At 45.8% G+C, this 18,498-nt stretch carries 16 protein-coding genes; 6 read left to right on the top strand and 10 right to left on the bottom strand.

All coding sequences use genetic code 11. The features are described 5' to 3' along the window. Positions 1–30: 30 nt before the first annotated feature. The 5 genes from F0P94_RS18485 to F0P94_RS18465 all read right to left on the bottom strand — a co-directional run bounded on the left by F0P94_RS18485 (position 31) and on the right by F0P94_RS18465 (position 3,146). Complete coding sequence (locus F0P94_RS18485; RefSeq protein WP_150905845.1) at positions 31–861, bottom strand: aminotransferase class IV; 831 nt, start codon at positions 859–861, stop codon at positions 31–33. A 143-nt stretch (positions 862–1,004) separates the two neighbouring features. Next, positions 1,005–2,141: a DNA-processing protein DprA gene (dprA, locus tag F0P94_RS18480; protein ID WP_225307288.1), complete on the bottom strand. Its 1,137-nt coding sequence runs from the start codon at positions 2,139–2,141 to the stop codon at positions 1,005–1,007. Positions 2,142–2,233: 92 nt separating this feature from the next. After that, positions 2,234–2,530, bottom strand: a complete 297-nt coding sequence (locus F0P94_RS18475; protein ID WP_150905843.1) for a type II toxin-antitoxin system RelE/ParE family toxin — start codon at positions 2,528–2,530, stop codon at positions 2,234–2,236. Further along, positions 2,515–2,751, bottom strand: coding sequence for a hypothetical protein (locus F0P94_RS18470; RefSeq protein ID WP_150905841.1), 237 nt, complete (start codon positions 2,749–2,751; stop codon positions 2,515–2,517). The genes F0P94_RS18475 and F0P94_RS18470 overlap by 16 nt, the downstream gene beginning before the upstream one ends. A 59-nt stretch (positions 2,752–2,810) precedes the next feature. Further along, complete coding sequence (locus tag F0P94_RS18465) at positions 2,811–3,146, bottom strand: MerR family transcriptional regulator (RefSeq protein WP_150905839.1); 336 nt, start codon at positions 3,144–3,146, stop codon at positions 2,811–2,813. Between the two features lie 399 nt (positions 3,147–3,545). Between F0P94_RS18465 and alaS the strand changes: the two genes are divergently transcribed. The 5 genes from alaS to F0P94_RS18440 all read left to right on the top strand — a co-directional run bounded on the left by alaS (position 3,546) and on the right by F0P94_RS18440 (position 10,417). Next, on the top strand, positions 3,546–6,398 hold the full coding sequence (gene alaS, locus F0P94_RS19940) for an alanine--tRNA ligase (protein ID WP_225307287.1): 2,853 nt from the start codon (positions 3,546–3,548) through the stop codon (positions 6,396–6,398). Positions 6,399–6,435: 37 nt separating this feature from the next. Further along, positions 6,436–7,218, top strand: a complete 783-nt coding sequence (locus F0P94_RS18455) for a DUF4393 domain-containing protein (RefSeq protein ID WP_150905837.1) — start codon at positions 6,436–6,438, stop codon at positions 7,216–7,218. Positions 7,219–7,321: 103 nt separating this feature from the next. Then, positions 7,322–7,603: a hypothetical protein gene (locus tag F0P94_RS18450; protein WP_150905835.1), complete on the top strand. Its 282-nt coding sequence runs from the start codon at positions 7,322–7,324 to the stop codon at positions 7,601–7,603. Positions 7,604–7,662: 59 nt separating this feature from the next. Continuing rightward, complete coding sequence (gene gatB / locus F0P94_RS18445; RefSeq protein WP_150905833.1) at positions 7,663–9,123, top strand: Asp-tRNA(Asn)/Glu-tRNA(Gln) amidotransferase subunit GatB; 1,461 nt, start codon at positions 7,663–7,665, stop codon at positions 9,121–9,123. A 166-nt stretch (positions 9,124–9,289) separates the two neighbouring features. Further along, the gene (locus tag F0P94_RS18440) at positions 9,290–10,417 is read left to right on the top strand and encodes a TlpA disulfide reductase family protein (RefSeq protein WP_150905831.1); all 1,128 of its coding nucleotides are present in this window, start codon (positions 9,290–9,292) and stop codon (positions 10,415–10,417) included. 261 nt (positions 10,418–10,678) lie between these two features. Here the strand turns inward: F0P94_RS18440 and F0P94_RS18435 are convergent, their stop codons facing one another. From F0P94_RS18435 to F0P94_RS18415, 5 genes are all read right to left on the bottom strand, one after another. Beyond that, a complete protein-coding gene (locus tag F0P94_RS18435) occupies positions 10,679–11,176 on the bottom strand; it encodes a hypothetical protein (RefSeq protein WP_150905829.1) in 498 nt (165 codons plus the stop codon). Between the two features lie 38 nt (positions 11,177–11,214). Beyond that, positions 11,215–11,736 (bottom strand): acyl-CoA thioesterase, encoded by a 522-nt coding sequence (locus tag F0P94_RS18430; RefSeq protein ID WP_150905827.1) that lies wholly within the window; start codon positions 11,734–11,736, stop codon positions 11,215–11,217. A 77-nt stretch (positions 11,737–11,813) separates the two neighbouring features. Continuing rightward, positions 11,814–13,964 carry a M43 family zinc metalloprotease gene (locus tag F0P94_RS18425; protein WP_150905825.1) on the bottom strand — a complete coding sequence of 717 codons (2,151 nt, stop codon included), beginning with the start codon at positions 13,962–13,964 and terminating at the stop codon, positions 11,814–11,816. A 536-nt stretch (positions 13,965–14,500) separates the two neighbouring features. Beyond that, positions 14,501–16,732: a M43 family zinc metalloprotease gene (locus tag F0P94_RS18420; protein WP_191907101.1), complete on the bottom strand. Its 2,232-nt coding sequence runs from the start codon at positions 16,730–16,732 to the stop codon at positions 14,501–14,503. A 119-nt stretch (positions 16,733–16,851) separates the two neighbouring features. Beyond that, the gene (locus F0P94_RS18415; RefSeq protein WP_150905821.1) at positions 16,852–17,502 is read right to left on the bottom strand and encodes a protein-L-isoaspartate(D-aspartate) O-methyltransferase; all 651 of its coding nucleotides are present in this window, start codon (positions 17,500–17,502) and stop codon (positions 16,852–16,854) included. A 94-nt stretch (positions 17,503–17,596) separates the two neighbouring features. Here F0P94_RS18415 and F0P94_RS18410 point away from each other — a divergent pair, with 94 nt between their 5' ends. Next, positions 17,597–18,496, top strand: a complete 900-nt coding sequence (locus tag F0P94_RS18410) for a hypothetical protein (protein ID WP_150905819.1) — start codon at positions 17,597–17,599, stop codon at positions 18,494–18,496. The last annotated feature ends 2 nt before the right edge of the window (positions 18,497–18,498 follow it).

Genomic DNA, 18,498 nt, shown 5'->3' with positions numbered 1-18,498 from the left:
TTTCGCTTTGAAATAGCTGCCTTTTATAATTTAGATGAATTGATTTTCTTTCAGTTTTAGGTTCAGCCAATCGGGGAGCTCTTTAGAAAATTCCGTTGTGCCGATCTGCTGCAAAATTTTTATGCCAGCCGCATTACTGGTGAAAACCGTTTCGGCTTGCAGCAATTCTTCAGTTAGATAAAATCCTTCCTGAAACGCTAAGCTTTCGGCCTGAAAAACGCGTAGCAAATTTTCGCGCATCACGCCTGCTACGCAACCTGTTCTGATTTCAGGGGTGAAAACCGTTTCATTCCAGATCCAGAAAATATTGGAAGCCAGGCATTCGGAAACGTAGCCTTCGGAACTCAACAAAATAATTTCCTCCAGATTTCGCTGCTGCTTTTCGCAGCCGGCCAAAACGTATTGCAGCGAATTCGGGCCTTTAAAAAAGCTGTAAGAGGAGAAATGGGTGCGAACAGATTCTGCAAAATCTGCTTTTTCTATTATTGCCGGAGTTTGTATTTGCGGCGCTGCTGAAATTAAAACTTCAGCCGTATTTTCTTCCGGTGTATATAGTCCTGTCCCGCTCCGCCAGATCTTAAGTTTTAATCTTATCCTGCCTTGGAGCTGATTTTCCTGAATGAGTTTTTCAACCCATAATGCTACTGTTTCCGGCTGAAAAAGTATTTCCGGAAGTTCGATTTGCAAAACCTTCGCCGCCTTTTGTAACCGCGCCAGATGATCTTCCAGAAACCGCACCTTTCCATTTATAAAAAGCATGGTTTCAAAAGCCCCATCGTTGTACTGAAAAGCGCGGTTTGAAAGTTGGATCTGTAGTTTGCTTTCAGGAATTAATTCGAAGTTATATAGAATGTATTTCAAATTTTTCTAATTTATCCGGTCATCTCGACGCAAGGAGAGATCTCATCAAGTTGGTAGAAAGTTAGCTATTGATTTTTATAGTTTATGATCCTGCCATTTCCAAGAGATCTCTCCTAACGTCGAGATGACGCGATCATGTGAAATTACAATAACCGGAATTTCTTCCCCGGCAAACTTTTCACCACGCCATTAAACTCAAGGTTCAGCAGGAGGGAAGCGATCTGGTTTATTGGAATTTGTGCTTTCCAGCTGATATTATCGATGAGCTCATCGTTGGTTTGCTGCAGCACTTCAATAATGGCCCATTCTTCCTGGCTGAAATCTTTCGGATCGTATTGCGTTGGCCGGTTCGGTTTTGCTGGTGACGTAGAAAAAAGGCCAAGCTGTGGCGGCTGTAAAAGTCCATCCCAGTTCAGCAATGCTTCCAGATCTTCGATGCAGGTATAGGGTACTGCTTGTTGGGTTTTGATCAGGTAATTGGTGCCTCCGGAAACTTCCGACGTAATATTTCCCGGCACCGCCATTACTTCTTTGTTGTAGCCATAGGCAATTTCAGCGGTAATCAACGAACCGCTTTTCAAAGCGCCTTCTACAATAATCGTACAATCAGCCAGACCGGCAATAATGCGGTTTCTGGCCGGAAAGAATTGAGGATGCAGCTCCACGCCGAAGATCTTTTCAGATAAAAGGCCGCCTTGTTCCAGCATTTGCTCCGCTGTTTTCTGGTGCGCCGATGGGTAGATCATATCCAGTCCACTGGCAATGGTACCAATGGTTTGCAGACCATACTTCAACGCCGAACGATGCGCTACAATATCGATGCCGTAAGCCAGTCCGGAAATGATGAGCGGGTCGTGCTTTTGCAGGTCGTGGACAATTTTTTCGGTAACCGCTTCGCCGTAGCGGGTTAGTTTGCGCGTACCGACAATGCTGATGGTTTTGGGGTGATTTAAACTCGCGTTGCCTTTGTAAAAAAGCAGGGTAGGCGCATCTGCAATCTGCTTCAGGCGTTTCGGGTAATCTGGATGCGTGTAAAACAGGATTTGGGCATCGTATTTTTCGGCCTGTTGCAAAACTTCTTCCGCTTTCCTCAAAGCCTCCTCACGGCTTTTGAAGGCTTTTAAGGCAGCTGGTCCAATTCCCGGAATGGTTTCGAGTCTGGAAAGGGGCGTTTCAAAAAAGGCTTTCGGTGAACCGCAATAACTTACCAGCTGCCGGGTCAGCATACCGCCAATGCCGGGAATCAGGCCAATGGCTACTTCGTAAAGCTGTTCGTTCACGGCTGGCACTTTTTAAGGGATTTTTGATTGCTTCTTTGAGTGTTTTGTCATTCCGACCTCAGGGAGATCTCTTAAAGTTGGAAGAGAATCTGCTAATCGAACATTAGTTTATCAGGATCTTGACGGCTGTCGAAAAGTGAAACTATTTCAAGTAAATTGTTTGTAACCCTATAAAAAATCAGGTTATGACCGCAGACACTCACTCGGACATTTTCTTCATCTACTGCACGACCTAAGTAATTATGTTGCGAAATAAATCGAATCGTTTCAGCAAATTGCTTTGCTAATTTCCGGCTGTATTTTTTATTGCCAGTTCGCTGAAACCAAAATTCCAGAATTTCCCGACGATCCTGTTTAGCTTCTTTTGACCAGATTATTCGTTTAGCCATTCATCTTCCTCTTTTTCCAGATCTTCGTTTGAAGTAATTTCGCCATTTTTTAACTGCTCTAAACCAGTGCGTACTTTCTTACGCTGCGCATCAGTTAATTTATAAGGTTCCTGTTCCGGAAAGTTAGTATCCAGAATAGTCTTAATAGCCATCAGGTATTTTACGTCCCGGATGCTGGAAATCTTATCGATAAGTAAATTGCGAAGTTGCTGGGTATTCATAATGGAAAACGGTTTTTAAAATAAACGGCTAATGGCTTTTGATGTTGCTTTGTTAAACGCTACAACTGCTTCTTCATCTCCACCAAAAACGCCCGAACCTTCTCCAGACTCTGAATCATTTCCACTTTTTCCTTCGTCTGGACGCTTTTGTTTTTGAGCAGTTCGCGGGCACCCTGAATGGTATAGCCGCGGTCTTTCAGCAAATGGTGGATGGTGCGCAGGGTTTCGATATCGGAAGGGGTGAATAGCCGGTTGCCTTTTTTGTTTTTCTTCGGCTTCAGTTCCTCAAATTCCGTTTCCCAGAACCGGATCAGCGAGGCTGCCACGCCAAACATCGAAGCCACTTCGCCAATGGTGTAATACTGCTTTTCTATATTTTTCTCTTTGTATGGCACGGTTTCGTTGCTCGTTATTCGTTGTTCGAATTTTTCTGGTAATAAGAAATTAATAATTTGTCGCAATAACGTGGGGACAGGTCAAGCCCTGTCCGTACATGAGTCGTGGAAATCAGGATAATCATAAGAATCACAGTTCAGACAAAAAATCCTGTCCATCCTTTAAATCCTGAAAATCGTGTTCAGACAATTTCAAAACTCCCTCCCCTGAATTAGCTGCCGGGGGTGGGGTGTAAATTTAATCAAATCCCCCAAAAACCTACCAGATTCTTCCGAAATATACTACTTTTGCAGTTAGCCTGAAATCCGGCAATCCGCAATTTCAGGCCCGAAACCCTAGCATTTTCATACTTTACATAAATCGAACATTCGAATATCGAATAATCGAACCTACGAAATATGACCTCGAACGAAATACGGAAACAGTTCCTCGATTTTTTTGCTTCAAAAGGCCACCACATCGTGCCTTCCGCGCCCATCGTGGTAAAAGACGACCCGACCCTGATGTTCACCAACTCGGGTATGGCGCCATTTAAAGATTACTTTCTGGGTAATAAACCGGCTCCGTATAAGCGCATCGCCGATACGCAAAAATGCCTCCGGGTTTCAGGCAAACATAACGATCTCGAGGAAGTTGGTTACGACACCTACCATCATACTATGTTCGAGATGCTGGGTAACTGGTCGTTTGGCGATTATTTCAAAAAAGATGCGCTGCACTGGGCCTGGGAACTGCTGACGGAGGTTTACAAACTGCCGAAAGACCGGTTGTACGTGAGCGTGTTCGGCGGCGATCCGAAAGAAAACCTGGAGCGCGACATGGAGGCCTTCGAGATCTGGAAAAACATTCTGGGGGGCGAAGAGCGTATTTTGTTCGGTTCTAAGAAAGACAACTTCTGGGAAATGGGCGATATGGGGCCTTGCGGTCCGTGCTCTGAAATTCACATCGATCTGCGTTCGGAAGAAGAGGTAGCCAAAACGCCGGGCAAAGACCTGGTGAACGCCGACCACCCGCAGGTAGTGGAGATCTGGAACAACGTATTCATGGAGTTCAACCGCCTGGCCGACGGCTCGCTGGTGAAACTGCCAGCGCAGCACGTAGATACCGGAATGGGCTTTGAGCGTTTGTGCATGGCCATCGAAGGCAAGCAGTCGAACTACGATACCTCGGTTTTCCAGCCGCTCATTCAGTTCATTTCCAAGGAAGCCGGCTTAACTTACGGCGAGAACGAAAAGACCGACATTGCCACCCGCGTAATTGCCGACCACATCCGCGCCATTGCCTTCGCCATTGCCGACGGGCAGCTGCCTTCCAACAACAAGGCCGGTTACGTAATTCGTCGCATTTTGCGCCGCGCGGTGCGTTATGCCTTCACGTTCCTGAACTTCAAAAAGCCGTTCCTTTACAGCTTGGTTCCGGTTCTGGCAGAGCAAATGGGCAACACCTTCCCGGAACTGAAAGGTCAGCAAAGCTTCATTATGCGCGTGATCGAGGAAGAAGAAAATGCTTTCCTCCGCACGTTGGAAAACGGATTAAAAAGGGTCCATTCTTTAATACATCGTTTATTTGTAAATCATTTAAATAATATTGATTTACCTTTTTTAGATACTGAAGGAAATAAAATCAAAGCTTCAGATAAGGATATAAATAATCTAAAACGAGATATAGCAGATCAATACAGTTGGGATTTGTCAAAAGATTTGAATATTGATTTTATAAACACTCCTCCATCAAAATTCAACGATGAACAGGAGATAGATTATCAATTTGCTTTAAAATCTTTCAAAGAAAATGCTAACGTAATCGACGGAAAAACTGCCTTCGAACTCTACGATACCTTTGGTTTTCCGCTGGACCTTACCGCGCTGATTGCCAGAGACAAAGGCCTGACCATCGACGAAGCTGGTTTCAATGCTGAAATGGAGCAGCAGAAGAACCGCAGCCGCAACGCTTCCGCTTCGGAACAAGGCGACTGGATGGTGCTGGATGCCGACGCCGAAACCGAATTTACCGGCTACGATCACGTAACCGGCGAAGCGCGCCTAATTAAATACCGCAAAGTAACTACCAAAAATAAAACCGAATACCACCTGGTGCTGGACCGCACGCCATTCTACGCCGAAAGCGGCGGTCAGGTAGGCGACACCGGTTTTCTGGAATCAGGTTTGAGCAAGGTTAAAGTGCACGATACGCGCAAGGAAAACGACCTGATCATTCACGTAACCCACGAACTTCCGGAAGACGTGAACGCGCCGCTTTACGTGAAGATCGACGCGAGCCGCCGCAAAATGACGCAGAAAAACCACTCGGCCACGCACCTGCTGCACGCCGCCCTGCGCAACCACCTCGGCGACCACGTGCACCAGAAAGGCTCCCTGGTAAACGACAAACTCCTGCGCTTCGACTTTTCGCACTTCACCAAAGTCACCGACGAGCAGATCCACGAGATCGAGCGAATGGTAAATTCGAAGATCCGCGCCAACATTCAATTGAACGAACAACGTAACGTACCCATTGCTGAAGCGAAAGAACACGGCGCAATGGCTTTGTTCGGCGAAAAATACGGCGAATACGTGCGCGTAATTACTTTCGATAAAGATTACTCCGTAGAGCTTTGCGGCGGAACCCACGTGGCAAGCACCGGCGAGATCGGTTTCTTCAAGATCGTGTCGGAAAGCTCGGTAGCGGCCGGCGTACGCCGTATTGAAGCGGTTACGGCTAATGCCGCCGAAGAATTTGTACACGAACAAACCAAGCAACTGGAAGAGGTAAAGCAACTGCTGGGCAATCCGCAGACGCTAGCAAAATCGCTGGAAAAAGTGCTGGAAGAAAATTCGGCCCTGAAAAAGCAACTGGAGCAATTCGAGATGAAGCAGGTTACCGACCTGAAAAACACGCTGGCCAACGAAGTGCAGCAACTCAACGGTATCAACTTCATTGCCCGGCAGGTAAGCTTGAGCTCCGCCGATTACGTGAAAAAACTCGCCTTCGACCTGCGCCAGTCCGTAGACAACCTGTTCCTGGTTTTAGCCGCCGAAATAGACGGAAAACCACAGCTCACCGTAATGCTCTCCGATAACCTGGTTTCCGAAAAAGGCCTGAACGCCACGCAGATCGTAAAAGAACTGGCCAAAGAGATCCAGGGCGGCGGCGGTGGACAGCCGTTCTACGCAACCGCCGGCGGTAAAAATGCCGCAGGGCTGGCAAATGTTCCGGCTAAAGCGGAGGCGTTTGTTAAGGGGATTGCTTAATTTATAATTATGTACAACTTTTAATTTCAGAATTAAAATGATTGACCCAACGGAAAAGGTAATTGACGAAGCTTCAAAACTTGTACCTGAGGTATATAAAGATCTAGCAAAACCAGCAACAGTTGTAGTAGGAGAAGTAGCAGGAAGATCAGTAAAAGCATTACTAGCACCAGTTAGAGGGCTTTTATGGGGTTGGGAGAAAATAGAAGAATTAGTTACAGAAGGTGTAAATAAAAGATTTGAGAAAATTCCTGAGGAAAGGCGACAAACACCTGAACCGGAAATAGCTGTTCCTTTAATGCAAGCATTAAGTTACACAGCACAAAATGAAACCCTACGAGAAATGTATTTGAATTTGCTTGCTAATTCAATGGATAAATCAATGAATAGGGAAGTTCATCCTTCATTTGTTGAATTAATAAAACAAATGAATAGTCTTGATGCAAAGGTTTTCGATAGATTGGCACAGATTAGAGGATTTCAATTAGCAATCCATCCAACAATTTCTATTAAAAATAAAGGTAAGATTCTTGTTGATGTTACTCCAGAATGGTTTGTAGGCTGGGTAATACCAGGTCATGATATTTTTGAAGTATCTACTAGTTTAATTAGACTTAGCAAATTTGGTTTAATTGAATTAATGTATGACTCAACCTTAAAAAATCAAACCTCAGATTCCTTAAGGTCTCATAAAGAATTAATTACTATACTTTCTAAATGTCAAGTTGAAAATTCTGATTTAGAATTAGAGATTGAAGCGACTGATTGTGTACTTCATGTCAATGAATTTGGAAAGCAATTTCAAAAGGCATGTAAATAATGAATTCTCATCAAATAAATTTATTTAAAGTTTTGGTAGCAGATAGAAGTTAGTTGCTGGTAAAAACACCAACAACGGCAGAAATGGTTAAATTTATTCTCATTTGAAATTAAGATTATCGACAAAGTATTTCAGAACCAGAGTTGCGATTTGGTCTTCTATCTTCGTTATTTTTGTTGTTTATTCAATAGCAATTAAACTATTTATAGAGGATGATATTGAAAGAGCATTATACTTTTTTCTGCTTGGAACAATTTCCATTATTGTACCTACAGCTGGAATCTTAACTTATAGAGAGAAATTTTCCAGGCTTGATAAGAAAAGGTGGCAAAAGCCCGGAATTAAACCTAAGTTGGAAGTTTTAAGCGACTGGATAATAAACTAAAAGATATAACTGATTAATGACCCAACTAATCATTAATCACTAATCATTAATCACTAAAAATGGAAAGCGCAATTCGCGATAAATATCAGGCAGTAATTGGTTTGGAGGTGCACGCGCAGCTGTTAACCGAGAGCAAAGCCTATTCTTCCGATTCTACGGAATACGGCACCATGCCCAACACCAACCTGAGCGTAATTACCCTCGGTCACCCGGGCACCTTGCCGCGCATCAATAAAAAAGTGGTGGAAATGGCCGTGAAAATGGGCCTGGCTACAAACTGCCAGATCACGGAAAATAACGTGTACGCCCGTAAAAACTATTTCTACCCCGATCTTCCGAAAGGCTACCAGATCACCCAGGATAAAACCCCGATCTGCACCAAAGGCTACGTAGAAATTAAAACCGGCAACGGCGAAGAAAAGCGCATCGGCATTACCCGCATTCACATGGAAGAAGACGCCGGAAAATCGATGCACTTAGCCGGCGAAACCGAAACGCTGGTAGATTTTAACCGCGCCGGCGTTGCCCTGATTGAGATCGTTTCCGAACCGGATATCCGCGATTCCGAAGAAGCCTACGCCTACCTGACCCAGATCAAAAAACTGGTGCAGTACCTCGATATCTGCGACGGCAACATGGAAGAAGGTTCGCTGCGCTGCGATGCCAACATTTCTGTAATGCTCAAAGGTGCTACCAAGTTCGGAACGAAAGTGGAGGTGAAGAACATGAACTCCTTCCGGAACGTGCAGCGCGCCATCGAACACGAGATCGAACGCCAGATCGAGATCCTGGAGAACGGCGGCGAGATCGATTCCCAGACTCGGAACTTCGATGCGAATACCGGCAGCACCACAGCCATGCGTTCCAAAGAAACCCTGAACGATTACCGTTATTTCCCGGAGCCGGATCTGCCACCGTTGAAAGTTTCTCAGGAATGGATCGCGCGCATTAAAGAAGAGATGCCGCACCTGCCGCAATACCTGCACAAGAAATTTACCGAAGAGTATGAACTGCCGGAATACGATGCGCAAGTGCTTACCGACAGCAAAGAAATTGCCCTGTTCTTCGAAGAGATCTGCGAGCACACGAATAAATACAAAGCCGCGTCGAACTGGATGATGGGACCGATCAAATCCTACCTGAACGAACTCACGCTGCACATCGACGATTTCCCGCTGACGCCAAACCAAATTGCCGGCTTAATTGAACTGGTAGAAAAAGGCAAGGTAAATTACAACGCCGCCAGCAAACAGATCTTCCCGCACCTGCTGGAATATCCGGGTAAAAACCCGATGGAAGCGGCTGAAGACCTGAACCTGCTGCAAAGTACTGATACCAATGCATTACAAGAAATCATTTCCGCTGTAGTTGCCTCTAATCCGGCCAAAGTAGCGGAATACAAAGCCGGCAAGCAAAGTTTATTAGGCATGTTCATGGGCGACGTAATGAAGAAAACCCAGGGCAAAGCCGATCCGAAAATTGCGAACGAACTCTTGCGCAAAACGCTTGAGAATGCATAATAAGCGGTAGGGAAGGGGACCGCAAAAGTGGTCCTCCCCCTTGCCCCCTCCAAAGGAGGACCATCGCAAAATGCGTTTTATTGAAAAAAATACGTTATCAGATAAGTCCCCCTTTGGAGGGGGCAAGGGGGAGGAAATTCCACCTTCTGAACTTAGAATAGAAACAATGAAAAAAACAATATTAGTAGTTGCCGGGGCCTTAACCATGTTAAGCGCCTGCAACAAAAAAGGAACAACCGCCGAAACTTCCGGCAACGGCTATAAAATTACCGGCAAATTCAAAAATGCTACCGAAGGCAGCAAAGTGTACCTCGATGAACTGGGCGAGCAGCAATTTATTGGCCGCGATACTGCCGAGATCAAAAAAGACGGCAGCTTTGAAATGACGGGTAAAGTTACCGAAACCGGCATTTACAAACTGGCATTAGGTCCACAAAACGCTATCCTATTCGTTTTGGAAAACAAGCCGATCGAATTTGAGGCTGATGCCAACCGGCTGTCGGAAACCTACACCGTAAAGGGCTCCAAAGATTCTGAGCTGCTGAAAGACCTTAACGGCATCATGATGCAGTCGCAAAAGCAGATGGAAGGCCTGAAACAACGTTATATCGCCGCTTCCGGCTCTGGTAATCAGGATTCCATTAAAGCAGTGGAAGCGGCCGCAAACCGGGTACAGGAAAGCAGCGAAAAGAATTTTAAGGCCTTTATCCGTAAAAACCCGAACTCTATTATGTCGGTGTACAGCACGCTTACGCTCATTAATCCGGAAGATGAGTATGCGTTTGCCGACAGCATGCTTACTGTTTACAAGAAATCCCAGCCGGAATCCAAATACACCAAAGCGCTGAACGAACGCCTTTCCAAACTTGGCTCGGTAACGGTGGGCAGCATGGCGCCGGAAATTACTTTGCCAACGCCGGATGGAGGCACCATGTCCTTATCTTCGTTGAGAGGCAAATACGTGCTCATCGATTTCTGGGCATCCTGGTGCGGTCCGTGCCGCCGCGAAAACCCGAACGTAGTAAAAATGTACAACAAGTACAAAGACAAAGGCTTCGAGATCTTCGGCGTTTCGTTTGACCAGAGCAAAGACAAATGGGTAAAAGCCATCGCTGACGATAAGCTTACCTGGCCGCACGTTTCCGACCTGAAAGGCTGGGAGAGCAGCGCCGCCCGTCTTTACAACATCACCGCCATTCCGCATACTATTTTAATTGATAAAGAAGGCAAGATCATCGCCAAGAACCTCCGCGGTGCCGCACTTGAAGCGAAACTGGCAGAAGTGCTGAAGTAGTCATTTCTCTTCGGAGATATCAAACCTGTGAGGTTTTTAAAACCTCACAGGTTTTTTTGTGAAGAACGCTACCGTTTTGCCCTGACAAATAAAAAGCCTTTCCAGTAATGGAAAGGCTTTTTATTTGTCATCCTGAGCGCCAGCGAAGGACCTCGTCGGCTTACAGCAGTAAAGTCAGAAATTTCAGAATTGCTTAATGCCAACGAGGTGTTTCGCTATCGCTCAACATGACAGCTATGTTTGAGATAGCTTTTAACTATCCTACAAAAACATCCCCTGCAAACCATTCCACAGCAAACGCTTTTTACTTTGGTCGGCTTCCAGTTGGGTTAAGCTTTCCGATAAAAGAACCGGCGTGGGACCAATATGAAAATGCTTGTAAGCAGCCGGGATCTTTTCCAGATCGATCAGACCGGTACCGAAACTAATCAAACTTTTAATCGATAAGCTTCTTCCCAAAACCGCCAGATTCACGTTTTTGCCTTTCGACACATTTACAAAGGCCACATCGTGCATTTCAAACTTTATCGCTTTCAGGATCTTGGTCAGGAATTCGTTTTGCAGGATGGCGTTGAACGCTTTTTCATCTTCCGAAACCAGGATCACCAGCCCTTTAAAAACGGCTTCTTTCCAGATAATGGCCGGCCCGGAAACCGTTGCGTCTTCCCCCGGAGCAGGCACGTTGGCGTTGGCATCGCGGGTTACGAATAACGTTTCAGAATAAAAATTTTTATAGAAAGCAGAATTGAATTCAGACATAACTGTATGAGATAAACGATAGGGTGCCGGCTAAAAAACTACTCCTGCAAATTAAAGATCGCTTTCAGTTCTTCCGCATCGTGAGGTTTCATCCGGCCTGCTAAGATCAAACGTAATTGCCGGCGTTGAAGTGCCCCGTCGTATAAGGCTTTTTCGTTTTCGGTTTCCGGAACTGCCTCCGGCACGTCTATCGGGCTGCCCATCTGGTCCACGGCTACAAACGTAAAGAAGGCTTCGTTGGTCTTTACTTTTCTGCCGGCCGGAATATCTTCGGCATACACTTTAATGTGCACTTCCATACTTGAGTTGAACGCCCGGGTAACCTGCGCTTCTAAGGAAACAACGTTGCCCAGTTTAATGCTTTCCCGGAACGAAACATTATCTACCGAAGCCGTTACCACAATGCGGTTCGAGTGTTTCTGGGCCGCAATCGCCGATACTATATCCATCCAGTGCATCATGCGGCCGCCCATTAAATTGTGCAGCGTATTGGTATCGTTGGGCAATACCAGTTCCGTCATGATGGTGTACGATTCACTTACTTTTTTCTTTTTCCGCATAGCGCTAATAAAAAATACCGCCGCAAAGATACTCCTTGCGGCGGCACATTTAAAATTAAAACGGTTTTACTTTTTGCTTAGAAAACAATAGCCTTTTTCAGGGTAGTAAATCCGTTGGCCTGCAGTTTCACCAAATACACACCTGCTTTTAAAGTAACCTGGCCGGTAATGCTGCTCAGTTTTAATTGCTGCGAGCCTTCCTGGTTTTGTTTTACCAGGGCTTGTCCGATTCGCTGTCCGGTAATGGAAAGTACTTCCAGCGTATAATCCGATTTCCCGGTTAAGGCAAAACCAACGGTAGCATCGCCGTTGCTCGGGTTCGGGTAAACGTTCAGGTTCAGCGCATTTGCCTGGGCGTCTTCCAGGCCGGAGATAGCGTTGCCGGTAATTTCAATATCGTCCAGGTAAAGCGAACTTCCGGAATTGCTGGTTATTTCAAACTTGATCAGGGTGTTTGCAGTGGCGTAGTTGCCCAGGGCCACGGTTTCCTGACGCCATTGGGCTGCATTTGGCGTAAAATTGTTTAAAAAGGTGCCGGTAGTGCTTAAGTTCGCTCCGATCTTATTATAACGCAAAGCCCAGGTTCTTCCGCAATCCTTCGAGAAATAAACAGATAATTTATCGTTGGTAACTGCTGCCCGTTGGGCATAAGCTACTTTAAATTTAAGTGTACTGCCCGTTATATTATTAAAGTTCACTGCAGGCATAATCAGCGTGTTTACTGTTCCAACGGAAACATCTCTGTTCCGCATCCTTAAACTGGATGAACCCGTTGCTGCCGCCGCCTGTGTTTGTTCCCAACTAATAGTACCCGATCTTATTAATTCCCAGCTGAGTTGAGCGTTTAAAGGATCAACCGGAAAAGAAGGGTCTTCAAAACTATTCTGATAAGGTGCTATAGCAATGCTGGTAGCCGGGCTTACTCTTACGGCCTGGTTTCTGGTTATGGTATGGGTGCCCGCCGCATTGGTGGTAGTTAAAACGACATCGTAATCACCCGGAATATTATAAGTTACCATCGGATCCGGATCCGTTGAAGTGGCAGGCGTACCTCCGGGGAAGGACCAGGAATAACTAACCGCGCTATTTGCAGCGATATTATAGGATTGGTCGTTAAAATATACCACATTGCCTTCACATACTCTGTCCGCTGAAGCTTTAAAATCGGCAATTGGGGCGCAGGCTGCAGTATAACCCGGGTTAGTACCGGTAGCAATTAAATTATTAGGGGTAGTCAAATTGCTGCGGCACGACATGCTCAGCGCCGCCGTCATTACCGCTTTCTGGCCGTTGGTAAACATCATGGCGCAGTTGGAATAATCCATATAGTTCTGAACGTTGTCCGGCATGGTGCCATCCGGGTCCGGGTTACCATTTGTACCGCCGCAGGTGTTGGCATTTACAAGGCAGTTTTGCGTGGCAGAGCCAATGGTATTAGGCGTATCGGCTATACCGTCATCCATGCCACAGTTAGCCGGGTCGCCGGGTGAATTGGATCCTCCCCAAACGTGCGGAAGCCCCATGTAGTGGCCAATTTCGTGGGTTAAAGTTCTGGCCGAAAAGTTGCCGCCGTTCGATTTGCCGATGCTGCCAAACTGGGTATTTAATACAACAATGCCCTCAATATTTTGCGGAACGCTGCATGGCAGGTAAGAATAACCGCCGGCGCCGAAAGAGATCCTGTTCACCACCCAGATGTTCAGGTATTTGGTAGGGTCCCACATGATCAGGCTTTTTACATTATTATCGGCGTTATCGGTTAAGGTAGAGTAGGTCCGGGTAATACCATTCGTGCAATTTCCGTTCGGGTCTTTTTGCGCCAGTTTAAATTCAAAGCCCACATTAGCATAGCGGGGCTGGTAAGCAGCAATTACGGAAGCTGTATCCGGGTTGGTTTTAGAATAATCTTCGTTTACAATCCGTAAGGCATCATACACCTGGCCATCCGTAATATTATCGGCCCCATACGTATGGATCACGTGCACAACCACAGGAATGGTTGAATTCGGCGTGGAAGCTCTGCGGGCATTGCTTTGGGTGTTAAGCGATCTTACCATGGCCTCAAATTCCTTCCGGCCTTTGGCGTATTCCGGGTACTGGCGCATAGCAGCTGCAGTCATACTATCGGTAGCGCAATATTTACGGAACGGAATATGCTGGCTTTTTGCCTCGTTAAAACTCAAGCCTAAAACTATGGCGCTGGCCAGGAACAGTACTTTTTTTCTCATATTAAGTAAAAGATAATTTCGGAAGAGAACTGATAAGGTATGTTACTACGCTTATTAGCCTGGAATAAATTTACCTAATAAATAGTTTCAAACCTAATCGGAATTTTATAAACAGCTGAAATACTGCTATAAAGCTATGTTAAATAAGGGGTGAAAAGGATCGGAGACCAGGTTGTTGCTGCCAGCGGTTTTCCGTCAGGAAACTCTATTAAAACTTTTGGTTTATAGGTTAAAGGCAAAACTGGTCTGAACCGGAAATTAACACCGGCTTTTGCCCAATCGGAAACTAGTCTTTAACTTGTTGCCTTATAGGTAAGGTTTGTGAAAATTCATTCCCGCATGGTTTAACCCACGGTAATCTAAAGGCTGATAATCCTGATCAGGCAATTTTATCTTTTATCTATGCGCCGGCAGGTTTGCTAAAAACTACTGCAAACCTACATTTTTATCTCTAGTAGAAAGATGGGACAAAAAAATAAGGCCTGCTCCGGAATCAGGTTCTTGGAGCAGGCCTTTGTAAATTAATTGCAGGTTACTTATTGCGCGATCAGTTTAGTATTGTAAACCTGGTTGCCAATTTGTAATTGAACCAGGTACATGCCGGCTTTATACCCTTTTAACTTATCGTAAACCGGAATTGTATGAGCTCCGGAAGCTAACATTTCTGTGTTTCCTTTGTAGATCTGGTTTCCTACCAGGTCATAGATATTTACGGAAACCTGGTCGGCTTTCTTCAATTCGAAGTTAATACCGGTGGCAGAAGTAAGCGGGTTCGGGAAAAGCTGAATATTGTTGTTTGCAGCGATCTCTTCGTTCGTTCCCAGAATGGTAGTATATACCCGGAAATTATCGATATAAATACTGTTTCCGCCAAAATTCTGCGCTTCAAATTTGAACATTAAACGGCCATTCGTGAGAAGGCTGTTTTGAACCGGAATAGTTTCTTTTCTCCAGTCGTTAGTGCCCGGCGTAAAGTTGCCTACTACAGTTCCGCCATTGGTTACCAATAGGTTTCCGGCCTTGCTGTAGCGAGGGAGCCAGGTAGCGCCGCAATCGGTAGAAAGATAAACTTTCAGTTCTTCACCTGGGGTAGCAGATGTTCTTTTGGCAAATGCCAGGTCAAAATTAGCTACAATATTGGCATTGCCGCTAATATCGATATTCGGGGAGATTATGGTTGAATAAACGCCCTGATTCTCTGCCGAAAAAGCATTGTTGCGCAAGCGGATAGATTTGGTGCCTGAAGCTGCGGCTGCGCCGGTTTGTTCCCAGTTAACGTTATTGGAGCCAACTGCGGTAGATGTCCGTTCCCAGCTTAAGTTAGCGGCTGCGTTGGCAGGGAAGGAGGTGTCTTCAAAATCCTCTACGTATTGCTGCTGACCCTGGGTTTTCACCAGACCGGTAGTTGGCACAATAGTGATAAAATTCTGAACCGTTACACTTTTACTACCTGCGCTATTTCCTGCCGATAAGGTAACCGGGTAAACGCCAGGGGTGTTGTATGTAACTACCGGGTTCTGCTGGGTAGAAGTGCTTGGCGTTCCACCCGGAAAAGACCAGTTCCAGGAAGTTGCCGTGGCGTTATACGTTTTGTCTTCAAAGGTTATGGAAGTACCGGCACAAACGTGGTTGTTCTGCACACCCCAGTAAGGGATCGGAACAGTTGGGCCAACCGTAACCGAAGGGTCTATACCGGTTACACCAGCGTTTGAAGTTGAAGTGAGATTAACCAGTTGGGGAATTGTGGTTAAAGCGGCTTGCGTCCTTTCCTTTTGCCCCAGCGTAAACATATTCTGGCACAGGTCATAACTCATGTAATTTTCCGTCTGGTTAATTACATCGGTAGTATAAGGGCTGCCCGTTCCTACGTCGTTCTGACAATTGTTGGTTTGCGTATTGCAGCCTACATACGTGTCGAATGCAGCAGGCGGGGTATCGCCAACGCGGTCGCCGGTAGTAGTATGATTAATCGGGCTAGGGCACTGGTTGGCGTTATAGTTAGGCTGATAAAACGTGTGTAATAAATTAAAGCAATGGCCTACTTCGTGGGTTGCGGTGCGGCCATCGGAATCAGCAGTAGAACCAGGTACAGCACCTTGCTTGCCCCATTGTTTGTGAAGCATTACTAAGCCGTATTCAGTCCAGGTGCCAGTACCCGGGAACTGAGCGTAACCAAGAATGGTACCGCCGCCAACTGCATTATCGCTGTTAATTGTTTTTACCAGCCATACGTTAAAGTATTTATCGGTAGGCCAGGCCGGGGCAGCTGTTTTTACGTTATTTCTCACCACAGGGCCGTTGGTGGTAAACGAAGTTACCCGGTTAATTCCTTCAGTGGGCTGGCCGTTCGGGTCGATCTTCGCCAGTACGAATTCTACTTCCATATCCGCCGCATAAGGTAAAAAAAGACCTCTTGTAACGTTGGCATCGGCATTGGTACGGCGGAAATCCTGGTTCAATACTTCAATTCCATTTTCTACTTGGGCTTTCGAAATACCATCGAGGCCTTTTTCGGTTACTATGTGTACTACTACGGGTACTTTCAGTACGCCTGCCTGTCTTTTGGCTGCAGGATTCTGTTTTAAATATTGCTGGATCTGTTGTTCGATCGCTTCCCGGGCCTGGGCCTGGCCTGGATATTTTAATTCCAGTTCCTTGGTATGCTCATCGGTGTAGCAGCCGTAATTCCTGTAGTTTTGGGCCTGGGCATTGGTACCCAAAAGCAGTAAACCTGAAGCCGAAGCTAGTAGTAAATGTTTTAATCTCATAGGTTGGTAATATTTGCAGGCAAGATAAGAAATCATTGATAATAAATCAATAATAATTTTAACAGAAAGGGTAAGTTTTAAAGCCGCGGTGGGCTATTATTTAGTTAAGCTTCAATTACTTATTGCCAACCCGATTTTCCGAGTAAGGGCACAAATTTGAAATCTTCCAGTTCTTCTTTCGTAAAATCTGTTTCCGAAATTTTCCTGATCCGGAGCATTTTCTGCGAATTGCTATTGCCCACCGGAATAACCAGAATGCCGCCGGGTTTCAGCTGGGTAAGTAAGGCTCTGGGCACGGTGGGGGCGCCGGCGGTAACTATAATTTTATCGTACGGCGCATAAGCGGGCATGCCTTCGGAGCCGTCGCCGCAAAAGACAAATGGCTTTTTACCCAGGTCGGCAAAAGCTTTTAATACCTTATTATAAAGGGCCTGATTGTATTCTATGGTGTAAACGTTGGGGGTAATTTCCAGCAGCACGCAGCACTGATAACCGGAGCCGGTCCCAATTTCCAACACCTTATCGGTAGGTTTTAGCTCCAGTAATTCGGTCTGGTAGGCTACCGTGTACGGTTGGGAAATGGTCTGGCCTTCGCCAATGGGAAAAGCTTTGTCCTGGTAGGCGTGTTCCAGAAAAGCTTTTTCAAAGAAATAATGACGGGGAATATTTTCGATGGCCCGGAGCACGTTTTCGTCGCGGATGCCTTTTTCGCGCAATTGTCTTACCAATGCTTTGCGCATACCTTTATGCCGGTAAGAATCTACGAACATGTAATAGTTGCTTTTTCAGTTTTATAATTCAACAATCTTATTTCGGGTTTAGCGTTTTTAATCTAAATTTGCTTTTTGAAACTAATTCTTTAACATGCGATTCCGCTCAGTTGTTGCGCTGCTGTTGCCGGTAATTACGTTTACCGCCTTCTCCGGCTGCGAAATTATCAATCCTACGGAAGATACGCCATCTTACCTCGAAATAAATAATTTTACCCTCGATCCGCGTAAAAATACGTCCGAAACTTATGGCACCCCTTCCAATGGTATTTCCGATGCCTGGGTTTATGCCAATGGCAAGCAGATAGGCGTGTTCGAATTGCCGGCTAAAATTCCGATACTGGAAAAGGATTCGGTAAAAATCGAGATCATGCCGGGAATTTATGCCGATGGCATGAAGGGCGTTCGCTTTCAGTATGCTTTTTATACAACCCTTGAAAAGAAGATCTTTTTAAAGCCGGGGGAAGTTACCTCTATTTCGCCAGTAGTAAAGTTTTCTCCTAAAACGGTTATGCCTTTTCCGGTGTATGAAGAATTTACTTCTGTTTCGGGACCGAAAGCTTTAAAACTGGCCACCGGAAGCGCGTATAAACTGGAAACCAATCAGGATTCGCTGGCCGACTTCAGGTTTGCCAATGGCTCGGTGGGCGTGGTTTATGGCAATGCCAGCTCCACCCGTAATATTGTGCTGGAATCTTTTTTTAACGGCAACCTGCCGCAGAACGGTTCGCCGGTTTTTCTGGAATTAGACTACCGTTCTACCATGCCTATGCGGATCGGGGTTTCGGCTACCGTTGGCGGGTTAAGCGTTCCGGCCACCGATCTTCACCTGAATGCCAGCCGGGAGTGGAAAAAAGCGTACGTAAACCTGACCGATGAAGTGAACAGTCCCGGAGTCCGGGGAGCAACTTTCAGCGTGCTCCTGGAAGCTATCCGGACTTCGAACCCGCGCGATTACATTGCTATCGATAATGTCAGACTTATACATTTCTAAGC

It is taken from the genome of Adhaeribacter soli (genome assembly GCF_008727925.1).
GTDB classification, from domain to species: domain Bacteria; phylum Bacteroidota; class Bacteroidia; order Cytophagales; family Hymenobacteraceae; genus Adhaeribacter_A; species Adhaeribacter_A soli.
Note: the sequence above shows the minus strand (reverse complement) of the source record. Positions and strands in the feature narration are given on the sequence as shown.